General features: G+C 72.4%; 17 protein-coding genes. 10 read left to right on the top strand and 7 right to left on the bottom strand.

Going from position 1 to position 15562, the window contains the following annotated elements:
* Window positions 1–14: 14 nt before the first annotated feature.
* Window positions 15–824: an RDD family protein gene (locus FB382_RS01690; RefSeq protein ID WP_182536260.1), complete on the bottom strand. Its 810-nt coding sequence runs from the start codon at window positions 822–824 to the stop codon at window positions 15–17.
* 23 nt (window positions 825–847) lie between these two features.
* Here FB382_RS01690 and FB382_RS01695 point away from each other — a divergent pair, with 23 nt between their 5' ends.
* Entirely contained in the window at window positions 848–1843 is a 996-nt protein-coding gene (locus FB382_RS01695) for a stage II sporulation protein M (RefSeq protein WP_182536262.1), read from the top strand.
* Window positions 1844–1954: 111 nt separating this feature from the next.
* Window positions 1955–2371: a cyclic nucleotide-binding domain-containing protein gene (locus tag FB382_RS01700; RefSeq protein ID WP_182536264.1), complete on the top strand. Its 417-nt coding sequence runs from the start codon at window positions 1955–1957 to the stop codon at window positions 2369–2371.
* A 6-nt stretch (window positions 2372–2377) separates the two neighbouring features.
* Here FB382_RS01700 and FB382_RS01705 read toward each other — a convergent pair whose 3' ends face one another.
* From FB382_RS01705 to FB382_RS01730, 6 genes are read right to left on the bottom strand one after another with little or no spacing between them, the layout of a single operon-like run.
* Entirely contained in the window at window positions 2378–5575 is a 3198-nt protein-coding gene (locus FB382_RS01705; protein WP_182536266.1) for an adenylate/guanylate cyclase domain-containing protein, read from the bottom strand.
* 55 nt (window positions 5576–5630) lie between these two features.
* A complete protein-coding gene (locus FB382_RS01710) occupies window positions 5631–6923 on the bottom strand; it encodes a DUF58 domain-containing protein (protein WP_182536268.1) in 1293 nt (430 codons plus the stop codon).
* Entirely contained in the window at window positions 6923–7918 is a 996-nt protein-coding gene (locus FB382_RS01715; RefSeq protein WP_125038958.1) for an AAA family ATPase, read from the bottom strand. Before FB382_RS01715 ends, FB382_RS01710 begins: the two co-directional genes overlap by 1 nt.
* Window positions 7915–9012 carry a DUF4350 domain-containing protein gene (locus tag FB382_RS01720; protein ID WP_182536270.1) on the bottom strand — a complete coding sequence of 366 codons (1098 nt, stop codon included), beginning with the start codon at window positions 9010–9012 and terminating at the stop codon, window positions 7915–7917. The genes FB382_RS01715 and FB382_RS01720 overlap by 4 nt, the downstream gene beginning before the upstream one ends.
* Before the next feature lie 17 nt (window positions 9013–9029).
* On the bottom strand, window positions 9030–9635 hold the full coding sequence (locus tag FB382_RS01725; protein ID WP_182536272.1) for a DUF4129 domain-containing protein: 606 nt from the start codon (window positions 9633–9635) through the stop codon (window positions 9030–9032).
* Entirely contained in the window at window positions 9632–10705 is a 1074-nt protein-coding gene (locus FB382_RS01730) for a hypothetical protein (protein WP_182536275.1), read from the bottom strand. The genes FB382_RS01725 and FB382_RS01730 overlap by 4 nt, the downstream gene beginning before the upstream one ends.
* A gap of 464 nt (window positions 10706–11169) precedes the next feature.
* Here FB382_RS01730 and rpsJ point away from each other — a divergent pair, with 464 nt between their 5' ends.
* The 8 genes from rpsJ to rpsC are packed head-to-tail and all read left to right on the top strand — an operon-like array spanning window position 11170 to window position 15558.
* Window positions 11170–11478, top strand: a complete 309-nt coding sequence (gene rpsJ / locus FB382_RS01735) for a 30S ribosomal protein S10 (protein ID WP_008360994.1) — start codon at window positions 11170–11172, stop codon at window positions 11476–11478.
* Window positions 11479–11489: 11 nt separating this feature from the next.
* Window positions 11490–12149, top strand: a complete 660-nt coding sequence (gene rplC, locus FB382_RS01740; RefSeq protein ID WP_125038962.1) for a 50S ribosomal protein L3 — start codon at window positions 11490–11492, stop codon at window positions 12147–12149.
* A 2-nt stretch (window positions 12150–12151) separates the two neighbouring features.
* Window positions 12152–12844, top strand: a complete 693-nt coding sequence (gene rplD, locus FB382_RS01745) for a 50S ribosomal protein L4 (protein WP_182536277.1) — start codon at window positions 12152–12154, stop codon at window positions 12842–12844.
* Window positions 12841–13146 carry a 50S ribosomal protein L23 gene (gene rplW / locus FB382_RS01750; RefSeq protein WP_125038964.1) on the top strand — a complete coding sequence of 102 codons (306 nt, stop codon included), beginning with the start codon at window positions 12841–12843 and terminating at the stop codon, window positions 13144–13146. The genes rplD and rplW overlap by 4 nt, the downstream gene beginning before the upstream one ends.
* 27 nt (window positions 13147–13173) lie before the next feature.
* The gene (rplB, locus tag FB382_RS01755; protein WP_182536279.1) at window positions 13174–14010 is read left to right on the top strand and encodes a 50S ribosomal protein L2; all 837 of its coding nucleotides are present in this window, start codon (window positions 13174–13176) and stop codon (window positions 14008–14010) included.
* A 5-nt stretch (window positions 14011–14015) separates the two neighbouring features.
* Complete coding sequence (rpsS, locus tag FB382_RS01760; RefSeq protein ID WP_125038966.1) at window positions 14016–14297, top strand: 30S ribosomal protein S19; 282 nt, start codon at window positions 14016–14018, stop codon at window positions 14295–14297.
* The gene (gene rplV, locus FB382_RS01765) at window positions 14294–14719 is read left to right on the top strand and encodes a 50S ribosomal protein L22 (protein ID WP_125038967.1); all 426 of its coding nucleotides are present in this window, start codon (window positions 14294–14296) and stop codon (window positions 14717–14719) included. The genes rpsS and rplV overlap by 4 nt, the downstream gene beginning before the upstream one ends.
* Window positions 14719–15558: a 30S ribosomal protein S3 gene (gene rpsC, locus FB382_RS01770; RefSeq protein WP_125038968.1), complete on the top strand. Its 840-nt coding sequence runs from the start codon at window positions 14719–14721 to the stop codon at window positions 15556–15558. The genes rplV and rpsC overlap by 1 nt, the downstream gene beginning before the upstream one ends.
* The last annotated feature ends 4 nt before the right edge of the window (window positions 15559–15562 follow it).

Below are 15562 nucleotides of genomic sequence, written 5' to 3' on the forward strand. Positions count from 1 at the left end.
CGTCGGGGTCGGGCTCACCGGCGAGCGGTCAGCCGGGCGCGCAGGTCGGCCTCACGGGCCAGCCGGGCCCGGTCCCGCTCACGGCGGGACGCCACGACCGCCGCGAGGAACGCCTCCGGCGGCGTGCCGGGCGGCGGCGGGGGAGCGACGTACTCGCTGACCTGGTTGGCCAGCCGCCCGCCGAGGGACGCGCGCGACGCCGGGTCGATCTGCGGCAGCCGCGACAGGAACTGGCGGACCGCGAGCGCCAGCCCGGTCGGCAGCGAGGCCATGTCGGCGCCGGCGGCCCACTGCGCGAGCGGCGGCGGCATGAGCGGCGGCGGGGCCAGTCGCAGCCGGACCCGCTCGCGCACGACGTAGGTGCCGGCGGCGTAGTCGCCGAGCCGCTTGCCCCGCCCGCTGAGCAGGGCCGAGAAGAACGCCGGGGCACCGGAGAAGAGGTAGATCTCCACGACCCCGATCAGCGCCCGGACGAAGGCGTGCTGGAAGGAGATCGGGCCGGCGTCGTCGCGCACGGTGCGCAGGCCCAACGCCCACTTGCCCAGCGACTTGCCGCGGGTGACGGTCTCGACGGTGGTCGGGAAGACCAGGAAGACCAGGATCATGGTGCTGACGAACGCGACCCACAGCAGCGCCTCGTCGGTCTGGAGCGCGGCCACGGTCAGCAGCAGCACCACCCCGACCAGCAGCAGCACGGTCACGACCACGTCGATCAGGCCGGACGCGATCCGCGGGCCGAGCCCGGCGGGGGGCAGGTCGAGGGCGACCGCCTCGCCCGTCACCAGGTCGTCGGTCGTCAGCGTCGCGAACTCCGGTGTCGACATCGGTCCCACAATAGGGTGACGACGTGGACCTGGATGCCTACGTGCTGGCGCACGCCCACGAGTGGGAGCGCCTGGAGAAGCTGACGCGCAAGCGCCGGCTCACCGGCGCGGAGAGCGACGAGCTCGTCGAGCGCTACCAGCAGGTCGCCACCCACCTCTCGGTCGTGCGCACCTCGGCACCCGACGCCTCGCTCATCGCGCACCTCTCCTCGCTGCTCGCCCGCGCCCGCAACCGCGCCGCCGGCACCCGCGTCAGCACCTGGCACGGCCTGGCCGGCTTCTTCGTGCACCGCTTCCCGGCCGCGCTCTACCGCCTGCGCTGGTGGTGGCTCGGCACGCTCGCGGCCAACGTCGCGGTCACCGCGGTGATGATGCTGTGGCTGCTCGACCACCCCAACGTCGAGCAGAGCATGCTGTCGCCGGCCGAGATCGACCAGCTGGTCAACCACGACTTCGAGGGCTACTACAGCGAGTACGCCGCCGGGCACTTCGCCGCGCAGGTCTGGATCAACAACGCCTGGGTCTCCGCGCTGTGCCTGGCGATGGGGGTGCTCGGCTTCCCGGTGGTCATCGCGCTGTTCCGCAACATCGCCAACCTGGCGGTGATCGGCTCGATCATGACCCGGCACCACCAGGGCGGGCACTTCTGGGGGCTGATCCTCCCGCACGGCCTGCTCGAGCTGACCGCCGTCTTCGTCGCCGGCGGGGTCGGGCTGCGGCTCTTCTGGTCGTGGGTCGAGCCGGGCGAGCTGACGCGCGGCCAGTCGCTGGCGCGTGAGGGACGCACGGCCGGCACCGTGGCGCTCGGACTCGTGGCGGTGCTGTTCGTCAGCGGCCTGATCGAGGCGTTCGTGACCCCCTCGCCGCTGCCGACCTGGGCGCGCATCGGCATCGGGGTGCTCGCGGAGTCGTGCTTCCTCGCCTACGTCTTCGTCGTCGGCAGGTCGGCGTACAACCGTGGGCACACCGGGGACCTCGACGCCGCGCTGCTCGAGGACCGGGTCGCCACGCAGTCCTGACGGGTGGTTGCCGCTTGGTGCCAGTCCGGCGGTTCTCTGGACCGTGCCGAGCGGAGCGGGATAGGTTCGCGCGCAACGCACCGTGTCCCGGCCGACTTCGAGAGGGAACCCATGAGCGACAAGTCCGAGCTCGAGTCCAAGCTCGCCGCACTCCCCATCTTCGCGGGCCTGAGCAAGCGCAAGGTCGCCAAGCTCGTCGACCAGTCCCGCACCGTCGACCACCAGGCCGGCCGCGAGGTGGCCACCGAGGGCGAGGGCGCGCTCGCCCTGCACCTGATCGTCTCCGGCGAGGCCGAGGTGTCCCTGCGGGGCGAGAGCAAGCGCACCCTGCGTGAGGGCGACTACTTCGGCGAGATCAGCATGATCGACGGCAAGCGCCGCTCGGCCACGGTCACGGCCGTCACCCCGATGACGACGCTCGCGGTCCAGCACGTCGTGTTCGAGAAGATGCTCGAGGACGACGCCAAGTTCGCCGCCGAGCTCCTCAAGCTGCTGTGCGCCCGGCTCCGCGAGGCCGAGTCCGCCTGACGACCCTCAGGTCAGCTCCGCGATCCGGGCCGCCAGCCGCGGGTCGTAGAGCGTGATCTCCTTGACCCGGTAGAGCTCTCGCGCCTCCTCGAGCAGCCGCCGCTCGGCGTCGCGGTCCCCGCGCAGCCGCGGCACCTCGCTGAGCCAGCGGCGACAGTCGGCCTGCTGCCAGGCCTGGTCGGTCCGGTCGACCAGCTCCAGGGTCTCCCGGGCAACGGCCCACGCCGCGTCCAGGTCGCCCGATCGCGCGGTCACGATCGCGCGCGTGCAGTCCAGCAGCACCACCGAGATGATGTCGTGCTCCGCGGTGTAGCGCTCCGCCTCCTCGACGAGCGGCGCGACGACCTCGACCGGGTCGCCCCGCTCGAGCATCGCGGCGCACTGCATCGCGATGTACGTCGACGCGTGGGACAGGTCGCCCAGCGTCCGGAACTCGTCGTTCACCCGCTGGAGGAACGCGATCCCGCTGTCCAGGTCGTCGTTGATGAAGTAGGCGTGCGCGAGGAAGGGGTGCGCGAAGGATCGGCCATCGGCCTCCAATGCGTCGATCCGGGCGAGGGCCGCTGCACAGATGGCCCCGGCCCCCGGTGAGCCGGCCGCGGCCTCGACGATGGCGCGCATGCACTCGGCACGCACGAGGGCGCGCTCGGTCAGGCCGCCGTGCGTGGCCTGCCCGTCCATCACCGCGGCGGCCGCGCGGAGCGGGGCGCGGCCGTAGAAGAGGGCGGCTCCGCGTTGCATGTGCGCCATCCGCACGTCCTCGGGCTCACCGAAGTGCAGGATCTCCTCGACCATCTCCGCCGCCTCGCCCCACCTCGCTCGCATCATGCAGGTGTCGGCCTTGGCGCGCAGGCCGCGGATCACCAGCCGGGGGTTGTCGGCCGCCCGGGCCAGGGCGACGAGCGCGTCGGCCGCCTCCACCACCTCGGCCGGGTCGATCGCGCCGCTGGCATCCATGGTGACCAGGCGCCGCAGCGTGGTGAACAAGGCACGGTCGAGGTCCGTGGCGGTCTCGTCGAGCTCCGCCTCCAGGAGGGCGAGGGTCGGCTCGAGCTTCTCCAGCTCCAGCAGGTCCTGCTGGAGCTCGGCGAGTCGCTCGAGGAGGTCACGGCGCTGGGCCGAGGTCGCCGGGCGCAGCTCCAGCGCCCGCTGGAGCAGCGTCGCCCCGGCCTCGTGCTGCTCCCGGTCGCGGGCCAGGCGGGCCGCGCGCGCCATCGCGGTCGTGGCCCGGTCGACGAGTGCCTCCACCTCCGGCCCCCGCGCACCGAGCTCGCGCCGATAGCGCGCGGCCTGCTCGAGGTGGTGGGCCACGAACGTCATCGTCTCACCGGCCGCCTGGTCGCCCCCGGCCTCCAACCCCGTGGCGAAGCGCTCGTGCAGCTCCGCGCGCAGGGACTTGGCCAACCCGTCGTACGCCGCGTCGCGCACCATGAGGTGCTTGAAGGCCCACGTGTCGCCGCCGGTGCCGCGCACCCGGCGCAGCAGGTCGCGGCGGGCGAGCGAGGCCAGCCGCGTGCCCAGGTGGGCGACGGCGTCGGGCTCGACCAGCAGGGTCGCGTCCTCGGTGCTGAACTCCAGGCCGATCACCGACAGCCGCTCGAGCAGGTCCCGCTCCTCGGCGGGGAGCCGGTCCAGCCGGGAGGCGAGCAGGGCCGCAACGGTCGGCGGCATGTCGGTCAGGCTCAGCTCGCCGGTCAGCAGCCAGGAGCCGTCCCCGTCGCGGGCGAGCACGCCGGACTCCACCAGGTGCGCGACGATCTCCTCCACGAAGAGCGGGTTGCCTCCCGACCACGCGGCGACGGTGTCACCGAGGCCCCCGGGCAGGTCGGCACCCAGCAGCGCCGCGACGGACTCGTCGGTCTCGCTCGGCGTGAGCGGGTCGAGCCCGAACGTCAGGGAGTTCAGGGCCCCCGACCCCCAGCCGGGGTTGTCCTCGAGCAGCTCGGGGCGAGCCTGGCAGAGCAGCAGGAGGGGCAGGTCGGCGACCTCGTCGCGGACCCGTTCGAGCAGGTCGAGGAGGGTGGGCTCGGCCCAGTGCAGGTCATCGACGGTCAGCACGAGGGGATGCCGGGAGGCGAGCTCCTCGAGGAGGCGTCGTACGGCCCAGACGGTGTCGGACGTGCCGCCCGGGGTGCCGGACTTGCCGAGCAGCGGCATCAGGAGGTCGGCCACGTCGGCACCGTCGGTGGCCGCCGTGAGCGCCTGCTCGAGCGCGTGCCGGGTGATCTCGTCGGACTCCGTGCCGCTGAGGTGCAGCGCGCCGCGGAGGGCCTGCACGAGCGGCCAGTAGGTGATGCCCTGCCCGTAGGACACACAGCGCCCGGACGCGACGGCCGCGCGGTCCCCGACCCGGGCGAGGAACTCGGTCACCAGCCGCGACTTGCCGATCCCGGCCGGTCCTAGCACGGTCACCAGGTGGCTGCGGCCGCTGCTCAGGGTGCGCTCGAGGGCGTCGTCGAGGGCGCGCGTCTCCTGCAGGCGGCCCACGAGCTGGGCGTCCTGGTGACGTCGGCGTCCTCGCTCGACGTCGAGGACCTCGCGCAGGAGGTACGCCGCGACCGGCTCCGACTTGCCCTTCGCGAGCACCGGCTCGGCCGGCTCCACGTCGACGGCGTCCCGCACCAGCGCCCACGTGTCCGCACCCAGCAGGATCCGGCCCGGGGGAGCGGCCTGCTCCAGGCGGGCCGCGGTGTTGACGGCGTCGCCGGTGGCGAACGAGCCACCGGCCCGGGCGGCACCGGTGACGACGGAGCCCGTGTTGACGCCCGTCCGGATCACCAGTCGTACGCCGATCTCCGCGGCCAGGTCGTCCGAGAGGGCCGCGACGGCCTCGCCGAGCTCCTGGGCCGCCCGGACCGCACGGAGGGCGTCGTCCTCCCGCACCTCCGGCACCCCGAAGACGGCCAGCACGGCGTCGCCGACGAACTTCTCGACCGTCCCGCCGTGCCGCTCGACGGCCGCCCGGGCCACCTCGAAGTAGCGGGTCATCACGCCCCGGTAGGCCTCGGGGTCCAGCTCCTCGCCCAGCGCGGTCGAGCCGGTGACGTCGGTGAAGAGCAGCGTGACGGTGCGTCGGGTCTCCCGCTCGGCGCCGGTCGGGACCGGCGTGCCGCAGGACAGGCAGAAGCGCGCCTTCGCGGGGAGCTCCTCCCCGCACTGGGCACAGCTGAGACCACCGGGGTCCGGTGGCTGCCCGACCGCCATGCATCGGATCGTAGGCCCGAACGCCGCCCGTGGCGTCCCCTGTCGGAGTTCGGCCTCAGAGCAGGCCGCGAGCCTTCAGGGCGAGGTAGTGGTCGGCCAGCGCCGGCGGCAGCCGCTCCGCGTCGGCGTCGACGACGTCCACACCGAGCGCCCGGAGCAGGTCGGCCGTGTGCCGGCGCCGCACCAGGACCTGCTCGGCCGCGGCGGCGTCGTACACCTCGTCGACGGTGCCGCGCGTCGCGGCGAGCTGCTCCAGCGCCGGGTCCTTGACCGAGGCCAGCACCACCCGGTGGTGCCGGGTCAGCGCCGGGAGCACCGGCAGCAGCCCCTCCTCGACGGCCGACGGCTCGAGCGGCGTGAGCAGGACGACCAGGGCCCGCTGGCGGCCGAAGCCGGTCACCGCACCCGCCAGGGAGGTCCAGTCGGCCTCGGCGATCACCGGCTCCAGGTCGGCCATGGCCTCCTGCAGGTTGGCAGATACGTCCCGGGCCCCGGCGGACCGCAGTCGCGAGCGCACCCGGCGGTCGCCGGCGACGAAGTCGATGCGGTCGCCGGCCCGGGCGGCGAGCGCGGCGAGCAGCAGAGCGGCGTCCATGGCGGAGTCGAGGCGCGGCACGTCGTCGACCCGGCCGGCCGACGTCCGCGACGTGTCCAGCACGAGCACCACCCGCCGGTCGCGTTCGGGCTGCCAGGTCCGCACCACGACGTTGCGGTTGCGGGCGCTGGCCCGCCAGTCGATCGAGCGCACGTCGTCCCCGCGGACGTACTCCCGGAGCGAGTCGAACTCCGTTCCCTGCCCGCGCACCCGGACCGCCGCCCGGCCGTCGAGCTCGCGCAGCCGGGCGAGTCGGCTGGGCAGGTGCTTGCGGGACTCGAAGGGCGGCAGCGACCGGACCGCGCCGGCGACCTCGATCGTCCGCTGCCGTGCCGCCAGGCCGAGCGGTCCGCGGCTGCGGACGGTCACACCGATCGCGCGGAGGTCGCCCCGCCGACGGGGCTGCAGCGGCGTGCGCAGCAGCACCCGGTCACCCGGCCCCAGCCGGACCCGGTGCCGGTTGTCGCTGGCGCCGGCGGTCGGCTGCCACGCGTCCCGGACCAGGGCGGTCACCGTGCGGCGACCGTCGTTGGTGGCCACCACGAGGGTCTCGGTCGGGTGCCCCATCCGGACCGTGCCCACCGGCCGGCGGTGCATCGTGACCGACGCCGGTGGCGGCGCGACCACCCAGTCGACGAGGACCGCGACCCCGACCGCGAGCACCCACAGCCAGACCGTGCCCAGGGACGGTCGCAGCACCACCGGGACCAGGCCCAGGAGGAGCAGGAGGGGGACGCGGCCGGAGAGTGCCATCAGCGGGGGACCGGCACCGAGCCGAGGGCGCTGGCGAGCACCTGGCCGACGTCGACACCCTCGAGCTCGGCCTCGGGCCGCAGCCCCAGCCGGTGCACCAGGGTGGCGTGCGCGAGCGCCTTCACGTCGTCGGGCGTCACGAAGTCGCGCCCCGTCAGCCACGCCCAGGCCCGCGCGGCCCGGAGCAGCGCGGTGGCGCCGCGCGGGCTGACGCCCAGGCTGAGCGAGGGGGAGTCGCGCGTGGCCCGGGCGATGTCGACGATGTAGCCGGCCACCTCGGGGGACACCTGCACCTGCCCGACGGCTGCCCGCCCGGCCGCGATGTCGTCGGCCCCCGCCACGGCGCGTACGCCGGCCCCCGCGACGTCGCGCGGGTCGAAGCCGTCGGCGTGCCGCCGCAGGATCTCGAGCTCGGCGGTGCGCTCCGGGATGGGGAGCACCACCTTCAGCAGGAACCGGTCCAGCTGTGCCTCGGGCAGGGGGTAGGTGCCTTCGTACTCGACCGGGTTCTGGGTCGCCGCGACCAGGAACGGTCGCGGCAGCGGACGCGAGACCCCGTCGACCGAGACCTGACCCTCCTCCATCGCCTCGAGCAGCGCCGACTGGGTCTTCGGCGGCGTCCGGTTGATCTCGTCGGCGAGCAGCAGGTTGGTGAAGACCGGCCCCTCGCGGAACGTCAGCTCACCCTGCCGGCTGTCGATCACCATCGACCCCGTGATGTCGCCGGGCATCAGGTCGGGGGTGAACTGCACCCGACGGGTGTCCACCGACAGCGACGCGGCCAGGGTCCGCACCAGCAGGGTCTTCGCCGTGCCCGGCACGCCCTCCATCAGCACGTGACCGCCGCAGAGCAGCGCCACGAGCAGGCCGGAGACCGCAGCGTCCTGCCCGACGACGGCCTTGGCGACCTCGGCGCGGACGGCGGCCAGCCGTTCGCGGGCCGCCTCGCCGGCAGGGGCTGCCACGGTGGTGGTGGGGGATGGCTGCTCGCTCATGAACGGCGTACCTCTCTGTCGAGTGCGGCCAGCTGGGTGGCCAGGGCGATCAGGTCGTGGTCGTTGCCCGGGGCTCGCGCGCCCGGCCCGAGGAGGGCCTCGACGTCGGCGACCGGGCGACCGGTGTGCCGGGCCACGTCACGGACGAGCGTGGCGGGATCGGGATGGCCGAGCCGGAGCCGCTCGGCGGCCCGGGTCCGGGCGGCGCTGCGCAGCGCCTCGGCGGCGTGGGTGCGGTCGCCGGCCTTGCGGTAGAGCCGGCCGCGGCTCCGCGTGGTCTCGATGGCCTTCACGACGACCGGCAGCGGCTCGGTGGCCAGCGGCCCGAGCCGGCGCGCCCGCCACAGCACCAGAGCCACCACGGTGATGGCGCCGAGCCACAGCCCGGGCCGGATCCAGCGGGGGAGCAGGGTCTGGAGGCTCACGCCGTCGTCGCCGACGAGGTCGTCGACGCTCGGGACGTACCAGACGAGCCGGTCGTGCCCGCCCAGCAGGCGCAGCACCACCGCCGCGTTGTCGGCCCGGAGGATCTCGTCGTTGTCCAGCGCGTCGGCGGCGCCCAGCAGGACCACGCCCGGCCGGGCCTCGGCCAGCAGCGTGCCGTGCTTCCCGGGGAAGCAGCCCCCGTCGACGGGGTACTCCAGGGCGTGGTCGACCTGCAGCCGCAGCCCGTCGTACGTCGGGTCGGAGCAGTCCGCGGCACGCGGGGAGCCGAGCGAGACCTGGTAGGGCAGCTGGCTCACGCCGAACGCCTTGGTCGTGCCCGGCCCCGGGCCGGCGAGCACGAGGTCGGCGTCGCCGGTCGCGCGGAGCAGCCGCCGGGTCGTGCTCGCGCCGAGCTGCTCGGTCGAGGTGACGAGCACGGTCGTGCCGGGCCCGGTGTCGGCGGCGTCGAGCGCGTCGGCGCCGCGCGCCACGGACACGTCGACGCCGTGGTCGGCCAGGACCCGGGCCAGGGCCTGGGCGCCCGCCGGGTCGGGGTTGTCGGGGTCGAGCGGCGTGGTGGTGCGCACGCCCGAGCCGAGCAGGACGACCACGACCACCGCGGCCACGAGCCCACCCGCGATCAGGAACGAGGTACGTCGCTCGCGCACCCATGTGCCGGCCCGGGTCACCGGACCGCCGCCAGCTCGTCGTCGAGCGCCAGCACGCCGCCCACCTGGTCGGCCGTGGCCGACCGGTGGCCGTAGAGCACCGAGTCGAACAGCAGCGCGGAGCCGTCCACCCGCTCCCGCTGCAGGGGGTACGTCGATCCCAGCTGCCCGGCGACCTCGTGCGCGGTCGCGCCGGGGGCGTCATCGAGCCGTCCCCGCTCGACCTCCCGGGCCGTGAGGGCCCGGAAGCCGTCGACGAGGGCGTCCTCGTGGCGGCCCTGCGCCAGGGCCTCCTCGGCCCGGCGGCGCAGCTCGGCCGCCGTCACGGCCTCGTCGGTCAGCACCGACCGCGACTCCGGCTCCGCCTGCGGAGCCCGCCGGGCCCGGGACACCAGCCAGCCCAGCCCGAGCGCGAGGGCCAGGAAGACCACGATCGCGGCGAACGTCGACAGCGGCGGGGCCTGCGACGCGGCGTCGATGCCGCGCCCGACCTGGCGCTGCAGCCAGCCGATCACCTGCTCGACGACGTTCGTGCGGTGGTACTCGGCGTGCAGCAGCTCGCGGCGCAGCCAGGACCGGGCCTCGTCGGCCGAGGGGTCCAGCGGCGGGGCGGGCAGCATCACGAGGCGGTCAGCCCTGCCCGGGTCATCAGCTCGACGTCGTACGCCTCCTTGCGCATCCGCTGGTCGAGGTACTGCAGGGAGGCCACCGCGGTGGTGAACGGGGCGACGAAGGCGGCCGAGATGACCGAGGTCAGCGCGTTGGTGAGCACCAGGCCGAGCACGGCGAACTTCGTCGACCCGGCGCCCGCGAGGATGCCCTGCCCGACGAGGGAGACCGGCATGGCCAGCATGCCGCCGGCGATCTGGCCGATGACCACGGTCAGCAGGGCGATGCCGAAGGTCCGCCAGAACTGCCTGCGGGTCAGCCGGAAGCCGCGACCGATGGCCCCGCCGATGCCGACGTCCTCGAGCATGAGCGCGGGGACGGGCAGGTAGTAGACGCGGATCCAGAACCAGCACATGCCGGCCAGGAAGAGCGGCACGCTGACCAGGCCGTAGACCACGATCTGCCAGGTCTTGAGGAAGAGGACGACCGGCACCCAGCTGAGCGCGTAGACCAGGAAGATCCCGGTGACCATCAACCCGAGCAGCACGGTCAGCCCGATCAGGCGCCAGCGCTTGCCGCGGGTCGCGGCCCACGCCTCGCCGAGGGTCAGGCGCCGGCCGATCGCCGCCGCTGCGGTCACGTGGGCGATCATCCCCGTGACCAGCACCAGGCCGATCGTCTGCAGGATCGAGCCGAGCCCGAGCGAGCCGAAGGACCCGATCAGCCCCGCGATGTCGGCGGTCGAGGTCGAGCCGTCGGTGCGGTCGAGGGAGAGGTCGACGGTCCAGGTCAGCACCGCGGTGACGAGCACCGGGATCGCCATCGACACCGCGGCGACCAGCACGGCGCTGCCGACGGTCGCCTTCGGGTTGAACCGGATGATCCGGAACGCCGCGTCGTACATGTCCGAGAGCCCGAGCGGTCGCAGCGGCATGGCGCCGGGCTTGTGCGCGGCGCCGAGCATCCCGGGCGCCCAGCCCGGCTGCGGCGGGCCGACGGGCGGCCCCCAGCGGGGCGGCGGCGGGGGCGGTTCCTGGCCCGGGGTGCTGCCTCCCGGAGGCGGGTACCACTCGTGCCCGGACATAGGATTCCCCCTCGTGACGTGCGCCTTTCCGGCGGGCCCACATCCTGTCAGGTCGGGCCCTTTCGGGCGCCACCGATCGGATTTGGCCTGAGGCGGGATGTCTGCCAAGATAGTCCGGTTGCTCCGGCGGGTTGTCGGAGTGCGGCACATCTTGACTACTGAATCGCGTCTCCTGGACTGAATCGGTGGTTGGCGTGCGGCCGCACCGTTCCTGCAGCGATGCAGGGGGAGACCCGATGAGCCCGACGAACCCGTCGGGCGCCCACAACGAATGAAGCAGGACCGCGGTCTTGTGTTGCGCCTTTTCAGTTCCACCAGGTGCGACACGCCCGACCGCGGGGGTCGGCCGAAAGGCTGGCGCTTCACGGGCGGAGCAGGGCGGCAGGGCCTCACCCGGGGGCCTGTCGAGAAGGCACAGCACGCGGTACCACCCGGTACAGACTGACTAAGGACGAGAGAGACCTATGGCGGGACAGAAGATCCGCATCAGGCTCAAGGCCTATGACCACGAGGTGATCGACACCTCGGCGCGCAAGATCGTGGACACCGTCACCCGCACGGGTGCCAAGGTCGCCGGCCCTGTGCCGCTGCCGACCGAGAAGAACGTGTACTGCGTCATCCGCTCGCCCCACAAGTACAAGGACAGCCGCGAGCACTTCGAGATGCGCACCCACAAGCGCCTCATCGACATCATCGACCCCACGCCGAAGACGGTCGACTCGCTCATGCGCCTCGACCTGCCTGCCGGTGTCGACATCGAGATCAAGCTCTGAGGTCTGACGAGATGACTTTCGAACGTAACGTGAAGGGCCTGCTGGGCACCAAGCTCGGCATGACCCAGCTCTGGGACGAGAACAACCGCGTCGTCCCCGTGACCGTGATCGCCGCGAGCACCAACGTGGTCACCCAGGTCCGCCAGCCCGAGACCGACGGCTACAACGCCGTCCAGGTCGGCTTCGGCGAGATCGAGGGCCGCAAGGTGACGAAGCCGCAGGCCGGTCACTTCACCAAGGCCGGTACGACCCCGCGTCGTCACCTGGTCGAGATCCGCACCGCTGACGCCTCCACCTACTCGGTGGGCCAGGAGCTCGGTGTCGACACCTTCGCCGCTGGCGAGGAGATCGACGTCACCGGCACCAGCAAGGGCAAGGGCTTCGCCGGAACGATGAAGCGTCACGGCTTCTCCGGCGTGTCCGCGTCGCACGGTGCGCACCGCAACCACCGCAAGCCCGGTTCCATCGGTGCCTGCGCCACGCCGGGCCGCGTCTTCAAGGGAATGCGCATGTCCGGCCGGATGGGTAACGACACCGTCACCACCCAGAACGTCACCGTGCACGCGGTCGACGCCGAGAAGGGCCTGATCCTGCTCAAGGGTGCCGTTCCCGGCCCCAAGGGTGGTCTCGTCGTGCTCCGCTCGGCCGCCAAGAAGACTCAGGAGGCCTGAGCATGGCTACCAAGACCGCCAAGGGTGCGAAGACCGTCAAGGTCGACCTCCCCGCCGAGATCTTCGACGTCGACGTCAGCATCGCCGTGATGCACCAGGTCGTCGTCGCGCAGCAGGCTGCTGCTCGTCAGGGCACGCACTCCACCAAGCGCCGCGGTGAAGTCCGCGGTGGTGGCCGCAAGCCCTACAAGCAGAAGGGCACCGGCCGCGCCCGTCAGGGCTCGACCCGCGCTCCGCAGTTCGCCGGCGGTGGCGTCGTGCACGGCCCCAAGCCGCGCGACTACGACCAGCGCACCCCCAAGAAGATGAAGGCCGCCGCCCTGCGTGGTGCCCTCACCGACCGCGCCCGCAACGACCGCATCCACGTGGTCGACAGCCTGGTCTCCGGCGACAAGCCGTCGACCAAGCTGGCGCTGGCCACTCTTGCGGACATCTCGACCCGTGCCCACGTCCTCGTGGTGCTCGAGCGCACCGACGCGATCACCTGGCTCTCGCTGCGCAACGCGCCGCAGGTCCACATCGTCGCCGTCGACCAGCTCAACACCCGCGACGTGCTCGTGTCCGACGACGTGGTCTTCACCAAGGGCGCGTACGACGCACTCGTCTCCGGCACCGCCTCGGCGACCGAGCGCAAGGCCAGCATCGTCGAGGCTCCGGCCGCCGACGCTGTGACTGACGAGGAGGCCTCCAAGTGAGCACCCTGCACAAGGACCACCGCGACATCCTGCTCGCGCCGGTCGTGTCCGAGAAGAGCTACGGCCTCCTCGACGCCAACAAGTACACCTTCATCGTGCGTCCCGACGCCAACAAGACCGAGATCAAGATCGCGGTCGAGAAGATCTTCGGCGTCAAGGTCACCTCGGTGAACACGATCAACCGCCAGGGCAAGACGCGTCGCACGAAGAACGGCCTGGGCAAGCGTGCCGACACCAAGCGCGCGATCGTCAGCCTCGCTGAGGGCCACCGCATCGACATCTTCGGAGGTCCGGTCTCCTGACCGGGCTCCTGACTGAGGACTGAAGACATGGCTATCCGCAAGTACAAGCCGACCACCCCGGGCCGTCGTGGCTCCTCGGTGGCCGACTTCGTCGAGATCACCCGGACCACTCCGGAGAAGTCGCTGACGCGTCCGCTGCCCAAGAAGGGCGGCCGCAACAACCAGGGCCGGATCACCACCCGGCACCAGGGTGGCGGTCACAAGCGGGCCTACCGCATCATCGACTTCCGTCGCTACGACAAGGACGGTGTCCCGGCGAAGGTCGCTCACATCGAGTACGACCCCAACCGCACCGCGCGCATCGCGCTGCTGCACTACGCCGACGGCGAGAAGCGCTACATCATCGCGCCGAAGGGCCTGGAGCAGGGCACCCCCGTGGAGTCCGGCGTGGGCGCCGACATCAAGCCCGGCAACAACCTGCCGCTGCGCAACATCCCCGTCGGTACGACGATCCACTGCGTGGAGCTGCGTCCCGGTGGCGGTGCGAAGATCGCCCGCTCGGCCGGCAACAGCGCCCAGCTCGTCGCCAAGGAGGGCTCGCGCGCCACCCTGCGTCTGCCCTCGGGCGAGATGCGGTTCGTCGACGTGCGCTGCCGCGCCACCATCGGTGAGGTCGGCAACGCCGAGCAGTCGAACATCAACTGGGGCAAGGCCGGCCGGATGCGCTGGAAGGGCAAGCGCCCGACCGTCCGCGGTGTCGTCATGAACCCGGTCGACCACCCGCACGGTGGTGGAGAGGGCAAGACGTCCGGTGGACGTCACCCCGTGTCCCCCTGGGGCAAGCCCGAGGGCCGCACGCGCAAGCGCAAGGCCTCCGACTCCCAGATCATCCGTCGCCGCAAGTCCGGCAAGGGTAGGAAGTAAACGAGATGCCTCGCAGCCTGAAGAAGGGCCCCTTCGTCGACGGCCACCTGCAGAAGAAGGTGGACGCGGAGAACGACAAGGGCTCTCACAACGTCATCAAGACCTGGTCGCGCCGTTCCATGATCGTGCCCGACATGATCGGTCACACGATTGCCGTGCACGACGGTCGCAAGCACGTTCCCGTGTTCGTGACCGACGCGATGGTCGGCCACAAGCTCGGGGAGTTCGCTCCCACCCGCACCTACCGCGGGCACGTGAAGGAAGACAGGAAGGGACGTCGTCGATGAGCACCACTGAGCGCAACCGCGTCAGCGCGCGCCGCGAGTCTCTCCTCGGCGACCAGCCGGGAGCCTTCGCGTCCGCCCGCTTCGTGCGGATCACGCCGATGAAGGCCCGCCGGGTCGTGGACATGGTCCGCGGCATGCACGTCGACGAGGCCCTGGCCCTGCTGCAGTTCGCGCCGCAGGCCGCCTCGGAGACCGTCTACAAGGTGCTCGAGAGCGCGATCGCCAACGCCGAGACCACTGAGGGTCTCGACGCCGGCGACCTGGTCGTCTCCGTCGCCCAGGTGGACGAGGGTCCGACCATGAAGCGCTGGCGTCCGCGTGCCCAGGGCCGCGCGACGCGCATCAACAAGCGCACGAGCCACATCACCCTGGCGGTTCAGCCCGCCGGTGCCGTGGCACTGAAGAAGGGACGGAAGGCCTGATGGGCCAGAAGATCAACCCGAACGGCTTCCGCCTCGGCATCTCCACGGACCACAAGTCCCGCTGGTACGCCGACAAGCTCTACAAGTCGTACGTCGGCGAGGACGTCGCCATCCGCAAGCTGCTCTCCAAGGGCATGGAGCGGGCCGGCATCTCCAAGGTCGAGATCGAGCGCACCCGTGACCGAGTCCGTGTGGACATCCACACCGCGCGTCCCGGCATCGTGATCGGTCGCCGTGGCGCCGAGGCCGACCGCATCCGTGGCGAGCTCGAGAAGCTCACGGGCAAGCAGGTCCAGCTGAACATCCTCGAGGTCAAGAACCCCGAGATCGACGCGCAGCTGGTTGCCCAGGGCGTCGCCGAGCAGCTGTCCGGCCGCGTGCAGTTCCGTCGTGCCATGCGCAAGGCGATGCAGACCTCGATGCGTTCGGGTGCCAAGGGCATCCGGATCCAGTGCTCGGGCCGCCTCAACGGCGCCGAGATGTCGCGCACCGAGTTCTACCGCGAGGGCCGCGTCCCGCTGCACACGCTGCGTGCCGACATCGACTACGGCTTCTACGAGGCCCGCACGACCTTCGGCCGCATCGGCGTGAAGGTCTGGATCTACAAGGGCGAGGTGTCCGGCTCCCGTGCCGAGCGCCAGGCCCAGGCCGCTGCTCGCGCCGGTGTCCCCGGTCGCGGCGGCCGTCCGACCCGTGGCAACGAGCGTGGCGGCGAGCGCCCCAGCCGTGGCTCGCGTGGCGACCGTCCGACCCGTTCGGACCGTGGCACCGACGCTCCGGCGACCGAGGCTCCGGCCGAGGCCGCTGCTCCCGCCGCTGACTCCGGTAAGGAGGCCTGAGCCC

This window comes from Nocardioides ginsengisegetis (assembly GCF_014138045.1).
Classification (GTDB): Bacteria; Actinomycetota; Actinomycetes; order Propionibacteriales; family Nocardioidaceae; genus Nocardioides; species Nocardioides ginsengisegetis.

Excerpts from the sequence above, each read along its gene's own strand:
- FB382_RS01690 (WP_182536260.1), bottom strand. The coding sequence starts at position 824 with ATGTCGACACCGGAGTTCGCGACGCTGACGACCGACGACCTGGTGACG.
- FB382_RS01700 (WP_182536264.1), top strand. The coding sequence starts at position 1,955 with ATGAGCGACAAGTCCGAGCTCGAGTCCAAGCTCGCCGCACTCCCCATC.
- FB382_RS01705 (WP_182536266.1), bottom strand. The coding sequence starts at position 5,575 with ATGGCGGTCGGGCAGCCACCGGACCCCGGTGGTCTCAGCTGTGCCCAG.
- FB382_RS01710 (WP_182536268.1), bottom strand. The coding sequence starts at position 6,923 with ATGGCACTCTCCGGCCGCGTCCCCCTCCTGCTCCTCCTGGGCCTGGTC.
- FB382_RS01715 (WP_125038958.1), bottom strand. The coding sequence starts at position 7,918 with ATGAGCGAGCAGCCATCCCCCACCACCACCGTGGCAGCCCCTGCCGGC.
- FB382_RS01730 (WP_182536275.1), bottom strand. The coding sequence starts at position 10,705 with ATGTCCGGGCACGAGTGGTACCCGCCTCCGGGAGGCAGCACCCCGGGC.
- rpsJ (WP_008360994.1), top strand. The coding sequence starts at position 11,170 with ATGGCGGGACAGAAGATCCGCATCAGGCTCAAGGCCTATGACCACGAG.
- rplC (WP_125038962.1), top strand. The coding sequence starts at position 11,490 with ATGACTTTCGAACGTAACGTGAAGGGCCTGCTGGGCACCAAGCTCGGC.
- rplD (WP_182536277.1), top strand. The coding sequence starts at position 12,152 with ATGGCTACCAAGACCGCCAAGGGTGCGAAGACCGTCAAGGTCGACCTC.
- rplB (WP_182536279.1), top strand. The coding sequence starts at position 13,174 with ATGGCTATCCGCAAGTACAAGCCGACCACCCCGGGCCGTCGTGGCTCC.
- rpsS (WP_125038966.1), top strand. The coding sequence starts at position 14,016 with ATGCCTCGCAGCCTGAAGAAGGGCCCCTTCGTCGACGGCCACCTGCAG.
- rplV (WP_125038967.1), top strand. The coding sequence starts at position 14,294 with ATGAGCACCACTGAGCGCAACCGCGTCAGCGCGCGCCGCGAGTCTCTC.
- rpsC (WP_125038968.1), top strand. The coding sequence starts at position 14,719 with ATGGGCCAGAAGATCAACCCGAACGGCTTCCGCCTCGGCATCTCCACG.